This is a genomic window from Rhizobium sp. BK098 (assembly GCF_014193155.1).
In the GTDB taxonomy this organism is placed as follows: domain Bacteria; phylum Pseudomonadota; class Alphaproteobacteria; order Rhizobiales; family Rhizobiaceae; genus Rhizobium.
The window spans coordinates 374,514-389,733 of the sequence record NZ_JACHYY010000001.1 but is presented as its reverse complement, the minus strand read 5'-3'; the positions used below and the strand labels follow the sequence as shown (position 1 = coordinate 389,733).

The 15,220-nt window shown below is 58.2% G+C and carries 15 protein-coding genes and 1 pseudogene; 11 read left to right on the top strand and 5 right to left on the bottom strand.

Annotation, left to right across the window (positions count from 1 at the left end; translation table 11 throughout):
* Positions 1-24: 24 nt before the first annotated feature.
* Positions 25-933: a glycosyl transferase gene (locus FHT73_RS01890; RefSeq protein ID WP_112604981.1), complete on the bottom strand. Its 909-nt coding sequence runs from the start codon at positions 931-933 to the stop codon at positions 25-27.
* 4 nt (positions 934-937) lie between these two features.
* Positions 938-1,405 (bottom strand): Lrp/AsnC family transcriptional regulator, encoded by a 468-nt coding sequence (locus tag FHT73_RS01885; RefSeq protein ID WP_015340578.1) that lies wholly within the window; start codon positions 1,403-1,405, stop codon positions 938-940.
* A 236-nt stretch (positions 1,406-1,641) separates the two neighbouring features.
* On the opposite strand from FHT73_RS01885, the gene trxB reads away from it, so the two are divergent.
* The 4 genes from trxB (at position 1,642) to FHT73_RS01865 (ending at position 5,654) form a co-directional block, all read left to right on the top strand.
* Positions 1,642-2,616 carry a thioredoxin-disulfide reductase gene (gene trxB / locus FHT73_RS01880; RefSeq protein ID WP_183709512.1) on the top strand — a complete coding sequence of 325 codons (975 nt, stop codon included), beginning with the start codon at positions 1,642-1,644 and terminating at the stop codon, positions 2,614-2,616.
* Positions 2,617-2,639: 23 nt separating this feature from the next.
* Positions 2,640-3,536, top strand: a complete 897-nt coding sequence (locus FHT73_RS01875) for a LysR family transcriptional regulator VtlR (protein ID WP_015340580.1) — start codon at positions 2,640-2,642, stop codon at positions 3,534-3,536.
* A gap of 562 nt (positions 3,537-4,098) precedes the next feature.
* Positions 4,099-4,392, top strand: a complete 294-nt coding sequence (locus FHT73_RS01870) for a metalloregulator ArsR/SmtB family transcription factor (protein WP_183709510.1) — start codon at positions 4,099-4,101, stop codon at positions 4,390-4,392.
* A 149-nt stretch (positions 4,393-4,541) separates the two neighbouring features.
* Positions 4,542-5,654: an alkene reductase gene (locus FHT73_RS01865; RefSeq protein ID WP_183709508.1), complete on the top strand. Its 1,113-nt coding sequence runs from the start codon at positions 4,542-4,544 to the stop codon at positions 5,652-5,654.
* 101 nt (positions 5,655-5,755) lie between these two features.
* Here FHT73_RS01865 and FHT73_RS01860 read toward each other — a convergent pair whose 3' ends face one another.
* A complete protein-coding gene (locus tag FHT73_RS01860) occupies positions 5,756-6,733 on the bottom strand; it encodes an SDR family oxidoreductase (protein WP_246712025.1) in 978 nt (325 codons plus the stop codon).
* Positions 6,734-6,825: 92 nt separating this feature from the next.
* On the opposite strand from FHT73_RS01860, the gene FHT73_RS01855 reads away from it, so the two are divergent.
* Both FHT73_RS01855 and FHT73_RS01850 read left to right on the top strand, forming a co-directional pair.
* The gene (locus FHT73_RS01855; RefSeq protein ID WP_183709505.1) at positions 6,826-7,740 is read left to right on the top strand and encodes a LysR family transcriptional regulator; all 915 of its coding nucleotides are present in this window, start codon (positions 6,826-6,828) and stop codon (positions 7,738-7,740) included.
* Between the two features lie 2 nt (positions 7,741-7,742).
* Positions 7,743-8,219: pseudogene (locus tag FHT73_RS01850) on the top strand (GrpB family protein); the annotation flags it as partial.
* A gap of 42 nt (positions 8,220-8,261) precedes the next feature.
* On the opposite strand, the gene FHT73_RS01845 reads toward FHT73_RS01850, so the two are convergent.
* Entirely contained in the window at positions 8,262-8,543 is a 282-nt protein-coding gene (locus FHT73_RS01845) for a DUF2188 domain-containing protein (protein ID WP_015340586.1), read from the bottom strand.
* 269 nt (positions 8,544-8,812) lie between these two features.
* Here FHT73_RS01845 and FHT73_RS01840 point away from each other — a divergent pair, with 269 nt between their 5' ends.
* Positions 8,813-9,874 carry a calcium:proton antiporter gene (locus FHT73_RS01840; RefSeq protein WP_348648115.1) on the top strand — a complete coding sequence of 354 codons (1,062 nt, stop codon included), beginning with the start codon at positions 8,813-8,815 and terminating at the stop codon, positions 9,872-9,874.
* A 142-nt stretch (positions 9,875-10,016) separates the two neighbouring features.
* On the opposite strand, the gene FHT73_RS01835 is transcribed toward FHT73_RS01840, so the two are convergent.
* Positions 10,017-11,219 carry a pyridoxal phosphate-dependent aminotransferase gene (locus FHT73_RS01835; RefSeq protein ID WP_112604963.1) on the bottom strand — a complete coding sequence of 401 codons (1,203 nt, stop codon included), beginning with the start codon at positions 11,217-11,219 and terminating at the stop codon, positions 10,017-10,019.
* 516 nt (positions 11,220-11,735) lie between these two features.
* Here FHT73_RS01835 and FHT73_RS01830 point away from each other — a divergent pair.
* The 4 genes from FHT73_RS01830 to FHT73_RS01815 all read left to right on the top strand — a co-directional run bounded on the left by FHT73_RS01830 (position 11,736) and on the right by FHT73_RS01815 (position 15,186).
* Positions 11,736-12,896, top strand: coding sequence for a PQQ-dependent sugar dehydrogenase (locus FHT73_RS01830; protein WP_183709501.1), 1,161 nt, complete (start codon positions 11,736-11,738; stop codon positions 12,894-12,896).
* A gap of 100 nt (positions 12,897-12,996) precedes the next feature.
* Positions 12,997-13,887, top strand: coding sequence for a DMT family transporter (locus tag FHT73_RS01825; RefSeq protein ID WP_112334336.1), 891 nt, complete (start codon positions 12,997-12,999; stop codon positions 13,885-13,887).
* 497 nt (positions 13,888-14,384) lie between these two features.
* Positions 14,385-14,600, top strand: coding sequence for a cold-shock protein (locus FHT73_RS01820; RefSeq protein ID WP_004116423.1), 216 nt, complete (start codon positions 14,385-14,387; stop codon positions 14,598-14,600).
* Between the two features lie 148 nt (positions 14,601-14,748).
* Positions 14,749-15,186 carry a BA14K family protein gene (locus FHT73_RS01815; protein WP_112334335.1) on the top strand — a complete coding sequence of 146 codons (438 nt, stop codon included), beginning with the start codon at positions 14,749-14,751 and terminating at the stop codon, positions 15,184-15,186.
* Positions 15,187-15,220 lie beyond the last annotated feature (34 nt).

Here is a 15,220-nt window from a genome sequence, read left to right as displayed (position 1 = left end):
CAGGCTCGCCGGTTCCGGCAAAGATCACGCCTGCGGCTTCAACGCAAACCTGTCGTCGTAACCAAAATCATATTTGAGCAACGCCGAAACACGGGAATAGTTGACGAAAGAGACGCCGCGCTCGGCAGCGATTTGCCGTGCAAGTACGAGATGCTCGATGATGCGGGCTTCAGCGCGTGCAATACCGGAAAAAGCGGTATCGCCGGCGGTCTCATAAAAGCGGGGCTCGCCGGCATTGGAGATATCGATCCCCAGAAAGCCGACCTGATGCTTCGCGCAGTAAAGAGCAAATTGCAGGGCCGAGACGGCAACGGATCCGCCCAGAAAAACTCCGCGATCAGGCGAAAGCGAAAAACCTGCCGAACCCTCAGCATCCAATCGCACATATTGCAGTTTTTTGAGATCGTCGAGGGAGCGGCGGCGCGCGCCATAGGGCTTGCGGATATCGTCGATCAGGATGATCGTCTTGTCCGCCAGCCAGCTTTTGTCGATCTCGCAGAGTGCACGCAGCACCGCCACGGAAAACAGGCAAAGCGAACCGGGAGCCACCTTCTCGCGCAGCATATCGAGATGCCGCCAGACAAAACGCTCATCCTCGACTGCAATTGCCAAAGGCTCGGAGATTGTGTCGCCTGACAGGCCGATCGCACCATTCAAAAGAATGGCGCTGCGGAATTCCAGGCCGCTCAGATCGCTATCGCGAATCGATGGCCCTGATCCGACGATGTAGACCGCATCGCCGCAGCGTTCGCGCAGGCGGTCCATGCCCGCAAGGCTCGCGACCTTGACGCCGCGGTAAAGCACCTCGCTAACATTCTGGCTGCGGACGATACTGAGCCCCGGAAACCAGTCCTGCACATGAGCCCGCGAGCCGCCCAGAAAGAGGCGCACGCCGGTTTTGATCAGCGACCGATGCCAGGGGCGATCCGCCATTCGCCTAGAGCTCCACCAAGCCGAGTTTCTTGACCTGTCGGATGGTCAGCATGGTGCGCACGGTATCGACATGTTCATTCGCCGTCAGGACTTCGATGACGAAATCCTGGAAACGGGTGAGATTTTCCGCAACGCAATGCAGCAGGAAATCACTGTCGCCGGACACCATCCAAGCCTGTCGAACCAGCGGCCAAGCCGAGGTTGCGCTGGCAAAAGCCTTGAGATTCGCTTCCGACTGATGCTTGAGGCCGACCATGCAGAAAGCCACGAGATCGAAGCCCAGTTTCGGGCTGTTCAGCATGGCGTGATAGCCTTCGATGACGCCAGCCTCTTCCAATTTGCGCACGCGGCGCAGGCATGGCGGCGCCGAAATGCCGACCCTGTCCGCGAGCTCGACGTTGGTCATGCGTCCGTCCCGCTGGAGTTCCCGCAGAATCTTGATATCGATAGCATCGAGCTCAGCGCGAAGCACTTTTTTGCCTTTCTTTAATTCCCCCTCGCCAGCTTCTATATAAGGCTGGAAAATACGCAAGAAAGTTTCTCCCGCGTAGTTGATTCTAACACAAAGCAGATTTGCTCTGTGTGTAATGCAAGGCTGCCCTTGAATAAATGCATAAGGCAATCATAAATGAAGCGCGGATCGCGAAATCGCCTGTTTTGCGCGCTTGAAGCCGCGGTTTCGCAATCGCCGAATTGAAAGGACTGACTATGCCTGCCCGCCACACGAAGGTGCTCATCATCGGTTCCGGCCCAGCCGGCTACACCGCAGCGGTTTATGCCGCGCGCGCGATGCTGCAGCCCGTTCTGATCGCCGGTCTCGAACAGGGCGGCCAGTTGATGATCACGACCGATGTCGAGAATTATCCGGGTTTTGCCGATCCGATCCAGGGTCCGTGGCTGATGGAGCAGATGCTGCAGCAGGCCCAGCATGTAGGCGCCGAGATCGTCAACGACCTCGTGACCGAAGTCGATACCAGCAAGCGTCCTTTCGTTGCCCATACCGACAGCGGCCAGGTCTGGACCGCCGACACTCTCATCATTGCCACCGGCGCCAAGGCGAAATGGCTGGGTATCGAGAGCGAACAGCATTTCCAGGGCTTCGGCGTCTCCGCCTGCGCCACCTGTGACGGCTTCTTCTATCGCAACAAGGATGTGATCGTGGTTGGCGGCGGCAACAGCGCTGTCGAGGAAGCACTCTATCTCTCCAACATCGCCAAATCGGTGACGATGGTGCATCGCCGCGATACTTTCCGTTCGGAAAAGATCCTGCAGGAGCGCCTGTTCGCCAAGGAAAACGTTAGGATTCTCTGGAACACTGAGGTCGCGGAGATCACCGGCACGCCGGCCAAGCCGCCGATGCCGCCATCCGTCACGGGCGCGCGCCTGCGCGATACGCGCACTGGCGCCATCACGGAGATGCCGATCGACGGCGTCTTCGTTGCCATCGGCCACGCGCCGGCGACCGAACTCTTCAAGGGCAAATTGAAGCTCAAGGACAATGGTTATCTCTGGACCGCACCGGATTCGACCGCGACCAACGTCGAAGGCATTTATGCGGCCGGTGATGTGACCGACGATACGTTCCGGCAGGCGATCACGGCAGCAGGAATGGGCTGCATGGCCGCGCTTGAAGCGGAACGCTATCTGACTGGGCACATGCCCGTCGCCGTGGCTGCGGAGTGATGCAGCCGATGAGGGGAAACGGCATGCCATTGGATTGGGACAAGCTGCGTATCTTTCACGCGGCTGCCGAAGCGGGTTCGTTCACGCATGCGGCAGACAAGTTGCATTTGTCCCAATCCGCCATCAGCCGCCAGGTCAGCGCCCTCGAGCAGGATGTCGGCATAAAACTCTTCCACCGCCATGCGCGCGGCCTCATCCTAACGGAACAGGGCGAGCTGCTTTATCGCACCGCTCACGACGTTTTGCTGAAGCTCGAAACGGTCAAGATGCAATTGACCGAGACGACCGACAAGCCAAGCGGCAAACTGCGGGTGACGACGACCGTTGGCCTCGGCCAGGGCTGGCTCACCGACAAGATCCAGGAATTCCTGCAGCTTTATCCTGACATGTCAATTCAGCTCATCCTCGACAATGAGGAGCTGGACGTGAACATGCGTCACGCCGATTGCGCCATCCGTCTGCGCCAGCCGCAACAATCGGATCTGATACAGCGCAAGCTCTTTACCGTGCATATGCACGTCTATGCCGCCCCCTCCTATATCAACCGCTATGGCGAGCCGCAGTCGGTCGAAGATCTGGACGAGCATCGCATCATCAGCTTCGGCGAACCGGCACCGAACTACCTGCTGGATGTCAACTGGCTCGAGATTGCCGGCCGCTCATCCGACAACAAGCGCGCTCCGCATCTGCAGATCAATAGCCAGACATCAATTAAGCGCGCCTGCCTGCTTGGCATTGGCATCGCAGTCTTGCCCGATTATATCGTCGGCCGCGATCCAGGCCTTATTCAACTCGCGATCAATGCAGACGTGCCGTCCTTCGACACCTATTTCTGCTATCCGGACGAAATGAAGAATGCGGCCAAGCTCAAGGTTTTCCGTGATTTTATCGTCGCGAAAGCGCGCAACTGGAATTTCTGACGAAGGTAAGTCACTGATAACCAACTCTTTTTAGGGCCAGCATACGAGCCGCGCATATGATGCATAGCTGATATGCACAAATGAGAGTTGAAGCCTGCACATTTAACTACCATATCGCACATAGCTGATGCACACGGTGGCTTTTCCTCCCAGTTCCACCGCATTGGCTGTTCCCCTCTGGAGGTTTTTGACCTTCATACCTATAGGGCCCTGGTTCACTCCGGAGGCCCTTTTTTTTGCTCTTTTGTCCCAGGCACGCCAAACGCATAACTGCCATGCACAAAAAAGCATTGCGCACTGCACAAATTAACATCATAACGCACACAGCTGATGCACACGGTGGCTTTTCCTCCCAGTTCCACCGCATTGGCTGTTCCCCTCTGGAGGTTTTGACCTTCACACCTATAAGGGCCCTGGTTCATACCGGTGGCCCTCTTTTTTTGCCCAATTTCTAAGCACGCACGTCGGCAGCCTTGCCGAAAATAATATTCGGCGTCGCCCTTGATATATCGAAAATCATCGATACATAAATCGTAATTATTCGATATTGCTGGTAAGTACCATGGACAAAAACGAGATATTGAAGGCGTTGGCCAATCCGGCCCGGCTCGAAATCCTCAACCACTTGAAAGATCCGGAAGCCCATTTTCCGACGCAAGAACACCCGCTGGAGCTTGGTGTCTGCGCCAGCCAATTTGAGCGGTGCGGTCTCTCGCAATCCACCGTCTCGGCCCACCTCGGCACGCTTCACCGTGCCGGCCTGGTGACGACCCGGCGCCTCGGCCAGTGGATTTTCTACAAGCGCAACGAGGAGCTCATCACAGAATTCCTCGCAGCCATGCAAAAGGAGCTCTGAAAATGTCAACTGCTCTCCCTGCACACACGCTCACGTCCTCGCAACCGACGCGATTTTCCCCAACAAGCGACTACCTCAACCCATAGGTTCCCGGCCTTGGCGGTCGCCTCTTCCTGATTTCTCCCTCCCCCCAAAAGAAAGGACTACCCATGACCAAATTATTCGAACCGACGAAGCTTGGTGATATCTCCATCGCCAACCGCATCGTCATGGCGCCCCTGACGCGCAATCGCTCGCCGAATGCTGTGCCGAACGATCTGAACGTCAAATATTATGCCCAGCGCGCGACCGCGGGCCTGATCATCACCGAGGCAACGGCAATCACCCATCAAGGTCAGGGCTATGCCAACGTTCCCGGCCTTTACAGCAAGGAAGCGCTGGACGGCTGGAAGAAAGTGACGGAAGCCGTGCACGCCAATGGCGGCAAGATCGTTGTCCAGATGTGGCATGTCGGTCGTATCTCCCACACGACCCTGCAGCCGAACGGCGGCAAGCCGGTCTCCTCGACCTCCAAGCGCGCTGAAAATTCCAAGACCTATCTCGTCAATAGCGACGGCACCGGCAGTTTTGCCGATGTTTCCGAACCACGCGCCCTGGAAACCTCGGAAATTCCGGGCATCGTTGAAGATTATCGCAAGGCCGCCCGCGCCGCCATCGATGCCGGTTTCGACGGCGTCGAAATCCACGGCGCCAACGGCTATCTGATCGACCAGTTCCTGCGCGGCGATATCAACGATCGCACCGACCAGTATGGCGGCTCGATCGAGAACCGTACCCGCTTCCTGTTCGAAGTGGTCGATGCGGTCACCAAGGAAGTGGGCGCTGGCCGCACGGCAATCCGCATTTCTCCCGTCACGCCCTCTGGCGATGCCAGCGACCCGGCTCCCCAGCAGCTCTTCACCCAGGTCGTCGAAGGCCTGGCGAAATACGGCCTTGCCTATATCCATGTCGTCGAAGGCCAGACCGGCGGCAAGCGCGACTTCCTGCCCTTCGACTACGACGCGCTGCACGCGGCCTATAAGGCTGCAGGCGGCACGGCCGGCTGGATGCTCAACAATGCCTATACCCGCGAAATGGCGATCGAAGCTGTCGAGAGCGGCAAGGCTGATGTCGTTGCCTTCGGCAAGCCGTTCATTTCGAATCCGGATCTTGTCCGTCGCCTGAAGGAAAATGCGCCGCTCGCCCAATGGGACCAGGCAACGCTCTATGGCGGCGGCGCCAAGGGCTATGCCGACTATCCGACACTCGAAGAAGCAGCCTAATTAGGGCCTCCCAGCTAGGGTGCGCTTTGGACAAAGAGCCCCCGCAACCCATGTTGCGGGGACTCTCCATATCGGCTTCTGAAGCGAGTGAAACGAGCCATTCACGCAGTTTGCAGGCAGCCGATCGACGCTAGGCTTTCCTTGATGGCCTGATCGATCGGCGTATGCGGTTCTTCGCCGAGCACGGCCACCAGCCTGTCGTTTCTCATCTCCAGCGGCACATCCCAGAGATAGCTCATCTCGCGCAGTTCCCGCATGAATGTCACGAAGGGAGAGGCTAGCGGTACTATCCACCAGGGAAACGATTTCACCTTCACCTTGTGTCCAACGACGCGCTGCACGGCTTCGATCATCTGTCTGCCGTCTCCATCCCAATGACCGCGCATATGATAGACGGCGAATGCCGGCAGCTCGTCGCTCTTCTCGATCAACCGGATCATGGTTTCGGCAACATCGGGCAGATAGGCCCATTGATGGCCGACGCCGCGTTTGCCCGGATAGGTCATCGAAGTGATCGGTTTACCCGGCGTCACCATGGCTTGAGAAAACCAGCTGTTGGCGCGCGCACCCCCGAAGAAATCGCCAGCGCGAACGATGATGACCGGGCTATCGCCCTGCTCTGCCGCTGCCCTCAGACGCCGCTCCATCTGCACACGGATGGCGCCCTTGCGGGTCTTCGGCCGCTGCGCGCTGTCTTCCGTGACAATCGGGAAAACATCGGGACCGAAATTATAGACCGTACCTGGCAGCACGATCCGTGCACCGACCGCCTCGGCGGCGGCAATGGTATTGTCGAGCATCGGCAGGACGACTTTGCCCCAATTGCGATAGCCGGGCGGGTTGACCGCATGCACGATGACATCCGCACCTTGCGCCGCCTTCAGAACATCATCCGCCTGCATGGCATCGCCCTGGAACCAGTCGAAATCCGGCTGGCGGCGAGCCGCCTCGGCCGCATTGCGGTTCAGCGCCCGGATGCGCCAGCCGCGAAGGGCAAGCCCTTGCGCGACAGCACCGCCAATGCCGCCAGTCGCACCGAGTACCAGGGCCGTCTTCGTGCTTTCCTTGTTGTTGCTCATTGTCATCTCCATCGGTTTCGATGGGCTGACTATGCTTGGTATTGGCAATAAACGAAATTGCCGAAAAATTTTCAGATGCTATACATAAATGTATGACTCGAGTCGCTGAGCCAAGCTGGGATTTCTATCGTACCTTTCTCGCCGTGCTGGAGCACGGCTCGCTGTCGGCTGCGGCGCGCGAGCTCGGTCTGACACAGCCGACGGTCGGCCGTCACATCCTCGCATTGGAGCAATCGGTCGACGCGGAGCTGTTCACGCGTTCGCAACAGGGGCTGCTGCCCACCGATGCCGCTATGGTTCTGAAACCTTATGCCGAGACTTTGGCCAGCACAGCCGCGGCTCTGCTGCGCGCGGCCTCCGGCTCGAAGGATAAGGTCAGCGGCACGGTGCGCATCAGCGCAAGCGAGGTCATCGGCACGGAAGTGCTGCCGCCGATCCTTGCCATGCTGCAGGCAGGATATCCCGATCTGATCGTAGAGCTTTCGGCCTCCGATACGGTGGAGGATCTGCTGCAGCGCGAGGCCGATATCGCCGTGCGCATGGTCGCGCCCGCGCAAGAAGCATTGCTCGCTCGGCACATCGGCATCATCTCTCTCGGCCTCTTCGCCCATCGCAGCTATATCGAGCGGTACGGCAAGCCCGAAACCGTCGGGGAACTGGGCCGGCACAAGCTCATAGGCTTCGATCGCCAGACTGCCTATATCCGCATGATGACGAAGCGTTATCCAGTGCTCGAAGGCATTTCCTTCAGCTTTCGTTCCGATCACAGCATTGCTCTGCATAACGCCCTGCGCGCCGGCATCGGCATCGGCTTCCTTCAAGTCCCCCTGGCAAGCCGCGATCCGGCCCTCGTGCAGCTGTTGCCGGAGATCAAGGTCGAGATCGACACCTGGATCGTCATGCACGAAAACCTGAAGACATCGCCACGCTGCCGCGTGACGTTCGATGCGCTGGTGATGGGGTTGCTTGATTATATCAAGGAAAACAGCGTGGATAATGGATCCTGACCATGGCAACAGCAGTGGAACTGGTCCCATACGATCGGCGCTGGCCAGAGGATTTCGAGCGCATCCGTAATAAGCTTCAGCGATTGCTGGCGCCCTATGTCATGGCGATCGAGCACATCGGCAGTACGTCAATTCCCGGGATTGTCGCAAAACCGCTCATCGATATCGACATCATCCTGCGCAGCTCAGCCGATGTACCGCCGGCGACCCAGATTCTTCTAAGGGAGAATTACGAAGCACGTGGCAATCGCTATGACGACGATGTCTGGGCATTCATGCGGCGCGACGGCAGGCCGCCGGAACGAATTTATCTCTGCCCACCGGACAATCGAACACACGAACGACGTTTGATCTTTCGCGATTATCTTCGGACCCACCCGGCAGAAGCAGCAGCCTATACTGCGCTGAAAGTGGAGCTGGCCGAACTCCATCGCCATGATGGCGATCACTACACCGCCGAAAAGCGTCGCTTCGTCGACGCGATTATAGAAAAGGCGTTAAACGTTAAAGACGCCGAAAGGCTAAGCGCCAGGAGCAGTATCGATCGGCGGGAAATGCACCTGGCCATCGATGACTTCCGTTTCCGGTCGGTCACCGCCGTCGGCATATTCCTCATGCCACTTGCCGCTCTCGTCCTGCCAGCTGATTTCGGCTGAGTCTCCCCCGATCTGCTGTTCCGCCGCCACGATCCTGGCGGCCTCCACCGCCTCGGAATGTGTTGGAAACGCTTCCGAATAAACATCACGGAAGCGATAAGCCCACCCACCGTCATGCGGCACGATTTCGTAAACGACCTTGACCATTCAGACCCTCCTTCTCATCTGCCAAGACCTTCGAACCGGATGTCGCCGGCGGGATCGCGTGCATCTGAGACGGATTCGAGGATGCCGCGGCGTTGTGGTTGGGCAGACCTATCCGCGCAGTATTCCATTAAACCGCGTTAACTGCAAATTTCGCCCTCTTCCCGCAAGCTTGATGTGCGAACTCCTTGCTTTAGAGTGCAACCGTGAATCGGCGCAGAGGTGGGAAAGTGCTCATAGCAAAGTGGTTTAAGCAGGAAGGAAACCTGCTGGTGGCATTGATAGTTGCCGTTGGCGCCTATGTCGGCGAGCATTCCATTCTGGAAATGGGCCAGGGCGCATCAATGATCGCAGCCGCGGCATTGATCGCAACCATTGTGCTGGCCTCCATGCGCGTCGCCCATCATGCCGAGACGCTCGCCGTCAAGGTCGGCGATCCCTACGGCACGATGATCCTCACCCTTTCCGCCGTTGCCGTCGAAGTTATCATCCTTGCCATCATGATGAGCGGCGAGAGTTCGCCGACGCTGGTGCGCGACACGATCTACGCCGCCGTCATGCTCGATATCAACGGCATCCTCGGCCTCGCCGCCCTTCTCGGCGGGTTGAAGCATGGTGAACAGCCCTATAATGACGATTCCAGCCGGACCTATGGCGTGATGATCCTGACTGCCATGGGCATTTCAATGATCGTGCCGGAATTCATCCCGGATGCGAGATGGCATTATTATTCGGCCTTCACCATCGTTGCGATGATCGCCCTCTATGCGCTGTTCCTGCGCATGCAGGTCGGCCGGCACAGCTATTTCTTCAGCTATAGCTATCCGCGCGCGGAAAAGAAGCTCGCAGCTACAAAGGCTGAAGAACATCATGAAGAGGACTCCACGGCGACTTCGATCGTGACAATCCTGATCGGCGTCGTCCTGATCGGTACGCTCGCCGAATTCATGTCGGCCTTCATGAATACCGGCCTCAAGGGCACCGGCGCTCCGCCCGCCATCGCCGCGATAGTTGTTGCCGCCATCTCGGCAGCGCCGGAAATTCTGACCGCTCTGCGGGCAGCTCTTAGAAACCGCATGCAGGCGACAGTTAACATCGCCCTCGGCGCCTCACTCTCGACCGTCATCCTGACCGTACCGGTTATGGAGGCGATCGCGCTCTATACCGGCCAGCCCTTCATGATGGCCATGTCGCCGGTGCAGACCGTTATGGTGATGATCACGCTGATCGTCGCCGCCATCAACCTCAATGACGGCGAAACCAACGCCATCGAGGGCATGACCCATTTCATTCTCTTCGCCACCTTCATCATGCTGACGGCGCTCGGTCTTTGATTTCGATTTCAAGGACTTGCGCCGATTGGCGGATTCAAAATGCAAAGTGCTTGAATCATTTGATGAAGCCGAAACCGTCAGCCTGAATACGAAAAAGCCCGCCATCTCTGGCGGGCTTTCCATGTAAGCTATCGCTAGCCGCTTACTTGCAGGCGCCGCAGAAGCGCTGGATGCGACGGCAAGCTTCTTCGAGCAGTTCTTCCGAGGTCGCATAGGAGATGCGGAAGTTCGGGCCGAGGCCGAAAGCCGAACCGTGGACGACGGCAACGCCTTCCGATTCCAGCAGCTCGGAGACGAAATCCTCGTCCGTCTCGATGACCTTGCCGGTCGGAGCCGTCTTGCCGATCAGGCCGGCGCAGGACGGATAGACGTAGAAGGCGCCTTCCGGAACCGGGCAGGAAATGCCCTTCGCCTGGTTCAGCATCGACACGACGAGATCGCGGCGACCTTCGAAGATCTTCTTGTTGCGCGGAATGAAGTCCTGCGGACCGTTCAGCGCTTCGACGGCAGCCCACTGCGCGATCGAGGTTGCGCCCGAGGTCTGCTGGCCCTGGATCATGTCCATGGCCTTGATCAGCTGCAGCGGGCCGGCGGCATAGCCGATACGCCAGCCGGTCATGGCATAAGCCTTCGAGACACCGTTCATCGTCAGCGTGCGGTCGTAGAGGCTCGGCTCGACCTCGACCGGGGTGGCGAACTTGAACTCGCCATAGGTCAGGTGCTCGTACATGTCGTCGGTCAGGATCCAGACATGCGGATGCTTGACCAGCACGTCCGTCAGCGCCTTCAGCTCGGCATGCGAATAGGCAGCGCCCGACGGGTTGGACGGCGAGTTGAACATGAACCACTTGGTCTTCGGCGTGATCGCCTTTTCAAGATCGGCGGGCTGAAGCTTGAAGTTGTTGGCCTGCGTCGTCGCGACGAAAACGGGCGTTCCACCGCACAGCGCCACCATTTCCGGGTAGGAAACCCAGTAAGGCGTCGGGATGATGACTTCATCGCCCGGGTTCAGCGTCGCCATGAAGGCATTGAACAGGATCTGCTTGCCGCCGGTGCCGACGATCGTCTGCTCCCACGTATAATCGAGATTGTTCTCGCGCTTGAACTTGGCGGCGATCGCCTTGCGCAGTTCCGGAATGCCGGAGACCGGCGTGTACTTCGTCTCGCCGCGGTTGATCGCGTCGATGGCCGCCGTCTTGATATTATCGGGCGTATCGAAATCGGGCTCACCGGCGCCGAGGCCGATCACGTCGCGTCCTTTTGCTTTCAGCTCGCGCGCTTTCTGGGAAACGGCGATGGTGGCAGAAGGCTTTACACGGGAAAGAGCGTCGGCAAGAAAGGCCATGGTGATCGGTCCTATTCGGTTGAAAATGGCAGAAAGCCTGTGGACCAGATTTCTGCGCTAAGCTCTATGTCGAATATGGACCGACGTTTCAAGCACAAAGGCGTCACAGTGGCTTTATTTCATGGCTTTCCGCGCCGTGCGCGCTAGCTTTTTTATCCGGCTAGAAGCCTGCCTAAGAGACCGCACGCCCCTTTCGCCAAGGTTAGATCGGCCGTAGCCCGGCACCTCCAACCCCTCTCAACTTGAATCATCACGCGAAGCACCTGAATCAAACTCTGAAGATGGTGGGAATTTCCTATATGGATCAGACACTTCTTCAACATCGGCCTCTCGCGCCTTCAGTCGAATGGCTCTTGCGTGGGAAATGCTTTCGCCTGCCGACGAGATCGGCAGATCCAAAAACGTCCCTTTCGCCGAAGGCAGGAACACAATGACGTTATCGGTTCCGCGATCCGCCTTGAATGGCAACCGAACGGTCCCACCTTCCAAAAGCGAGCCTATGGGGAGGTCGAAAAGATGCGCGGCGCCAGAACGGGATTAGGCAGAACGGGTTTCTCCATCGCCTTGATGGCCGGCGCTCTGCTCACGGCAACATCGGTGCTTGCCGAACCGGTGCAGACTTTCAAGACGCAAAAGGTTGATGTCAAAGTCGAAACGGTCGCGACGGGGCTTGATCACCCCTGGGCCGTCGAAGTGCTGCCGGATGGCGCCTATCTCGTGACCGAGCGGCCCGGCCGCATTCGCCTTATCCGCGACGGCAAGGTCTCAGGCCCTATATCAGGCGTGCCCGAAGTTTACGCGCATGGTCAGGGTGGCCTCCTCGATATAACACTTGATCCGAACTTCGCCAGCAACCACACCCTCTATTTCACGGCCTCCGTGGCAGGTGACGGCGGAAGCGGCACAGCCGTATTCCGCGCCGGACTATCGCCGGACGAAACTCGGCTGACCGATGTGAAGCGCATCTTCCTGATGAACAAGCTGTCGCGCGGCAATATCCAGTATGGTTCGCGCATCGCAATTGCCCGCGACGGCAGCCTCTTCGTCAGCCTCGGCGATCGAGGCCAGCAAGACCGAGCTCAGGACTTTCACGACGACGCCGGCTCCATCATTCACATCGGCGCCGACGGCAGCATCCCCGCCGACAATCCGTTCAAGGACGGCAAGCGCGCTTTGCCCGAAATCTGGTCGAAGGGCCATCGCAATCCACAGGGCATCACTTTCGACAGCCAGACAAACAGGCTCTATACGGCCGAGCATGGCGCCAGGGGCGGCGATGAGATCAACACGCCCGAAGCCGGCAAGAATTACGGCTGGCCAGTCATCTCTTACGGCGTCAATTATAACGGCACCAAGATCGGCATCGGAACCGCAAACGCCGGCATGGAGCAGCCCCGCTTCTATTGGGATCCTTCGATCGCGCCCGGCGCCATTGCCGTCTATCGCGGCAAGATGTTTCCCGAGTGGAATGGCGATTTTCTCGTCACAGCGCTGAAGTTCGAGCTGCTCTCACGGCTAAGCCAGGACGGCAAAGGCAAGATCATCGAACAGGAACGCATATTTGAGGGAAAATTCGGCCGCATGCGCGATGTAATAGTCGCGCCCGATGGTGCCTTGCTGATAACGACGGATGAAAGCGATGGTGCGCTCCTGAGGATTTCGAGGGCTGCAAGCTAGTGGGAAGCATTCCGCTTCTTGCGCCTTTCTGCCTTGCCGCAAACAAAAGCAGCTGCTAACGGTCGGCCTCGTTCTTTCCTCCCCTTTCCGCAGGATGCAGATGTCTCGCATACAGGCGAATTTGTTGTTGTTGCTTGCCGCCGCGATCTGGGGTGGCGGTTTCGTTGCGCAATCGACAGCGATGAAGGCGATCGGCCCCTTCTGGTTCATCGGTCTCAGATTCGCCGTCGCCACCCTGGTCGTCCTGCCCTTCGTGTGGATGGAAAACAGGAAGGCTGCGAAGCCCCTGACGCCTCGCAACTGGCTCTCCTTTTTGCTGATCGGCCTTGCTCTTTTCGGCGGAGCGGCAACGCAGCAACTCGGCCTGCTGACGACCACCGTCACGAACTCGAGTTTCATAACCGGCCTTTACGTGGTCTTCGTGCCGCTGATCGCCGTTATCTTCCTGCGACGCTCGCCGCATTGGGTCATCTGGCCCGCAGCCTTGATGGCGCTTTGCGGCATCTACCTGCTCTCGGGCGGCTCTTTCTCGCGCCTTACCGTTGGCGATTTCCTGACTGTGATCTGCGCCCTCTTCTGGGCAGCCCAAATCACGCTCGCCGGCTCCGCCGTCAACGAAACCGGTCGGCCGCTCGGTATTTCGGCCACGCAATTTGCCGTCACCGCCGTTCTCGCTCTCGCGGTTGCCGCCGTCATCGAACCAATCAGCATTGCCGATATAAGTGCCGCACTCGGCGAGATCCTGTACGTCGGCGTCTTTTCCTCCGGCCTGGCTTTTGCGCTGCAGATCATCGGCCAGCGTTATACGACCGCACCCCAGGCCGCGATCTTCCTGTCTTCGGAAGCACTGTTCGGAGCTTCACTCGGCGCCTTGCTGCTCGGCGAGACCATCCGACCGCTTGGCTATGCCGGCTGCGCCTTAATGTTTGCGGCGATGCTCGCTGTAGAATTGGTCCCAGAACTGACACGCCGGCGCGACGCTGCAGCGTAAAAACGCCGGAAATGCGGGCTTTCGGTCGCGTGCCTCTATGGCTTGGCAAAATTTTTCGAACGATCGAAAACGACCGTTCACACCAACGGATTTGGGGAAATTTTGTCAAAACTATATCGTGGACGATGCAAAACCCTTAGAAACCTGTTTCAAAGTGGGAAAATTTGCGAATCGCCTTAACATATTCGCGTTACGGTATTGTGCTCGTTGTGCCACGTTAAAAAACTTTTGCTTGCCAATTTCCCCTAAACACAGCACTCTCAACAGTGTTCGGGCATTTTTAGAGCATGGGAAGTCCTAATAGAATTGCGAGCCGGAAACGCTAATATTCCGGTCAGCTTGGTCGAGAAGCGGGGTGGCAAACATCGCATCGCGTCCATGCCGAGTTACGGGGACCTTTTCCTTCAAATTTCGAGAACTGCCTGCAAGCGCCCGCAAGGGCAACTGAAGTAATGCTGCCCGTGTGGATGGTGGGCAGAGAGAAAAGGACCTGAGGCATGGCCGAGACTGGCACTGTAAAGTTTTTCAATACCGATAAGGGCTTCGGTTTCATCAAACCGGACAAGGGTGGCGCAGACATCTTTGTGCACATTTCTGCAGTTCAGGCTTCTGGTCTGGCAGGATTGTCGGAAAACCAGAAGGTAAGCTTCGACACGGAACCGGATCGCCGCGGCAAGGGACCGAAGGCCGTCAATCTGCAGATTGCTGGCTGAGACACCCTACGGTTATCAAATTCGAGTTGAGGCCCGGCAGCAATGCCGGGTTTTGTCATTCAGTCTGCATTCAGTTTGCCCCATATAATTTGCCTTCCATGAAAGAGCGGGACTGATTTTTATCCCGCCTCCGTTAGAGGACAGGCCAATGACCATACTCGGCAAAACGCTCGTCATGTCCGCTGTCGCCGCGGCGGTGACAGTCGCTTCGATGAGCGCTGCTTCCGCCGATGAATATTGGCGCCATCACAACCGCGATGGTTGGGCGCTCGGCGCTGCGGGGCTTGCAACCGGCTTGATCGTCGGCTCCGCCATTGCCAGCCAGCCGCGCTACGTCGAGCCGGCCCCGGCCTATGTCGATCCGGACTACGATGCGCCTCCTCCGGCCTATTATTATCGTCCACCGCCGCGCCGTGTTTATGTCGAGCGTGACGTCAGTTATTACGCGCCGCCGCCGGCATATGGCCTGCGTCCCTGGTCGCCGGCGTGGATGCGTTATTGCTACGACCGTTATAGAAGCTTCGACAGCCGCTCCGGCACCTATGCCGGCTATGACGGCATGCGCCATTTCTGCACGGCCGATTGATTTCGACCGTAGCCCCGCATGAGAATGCAGGAAC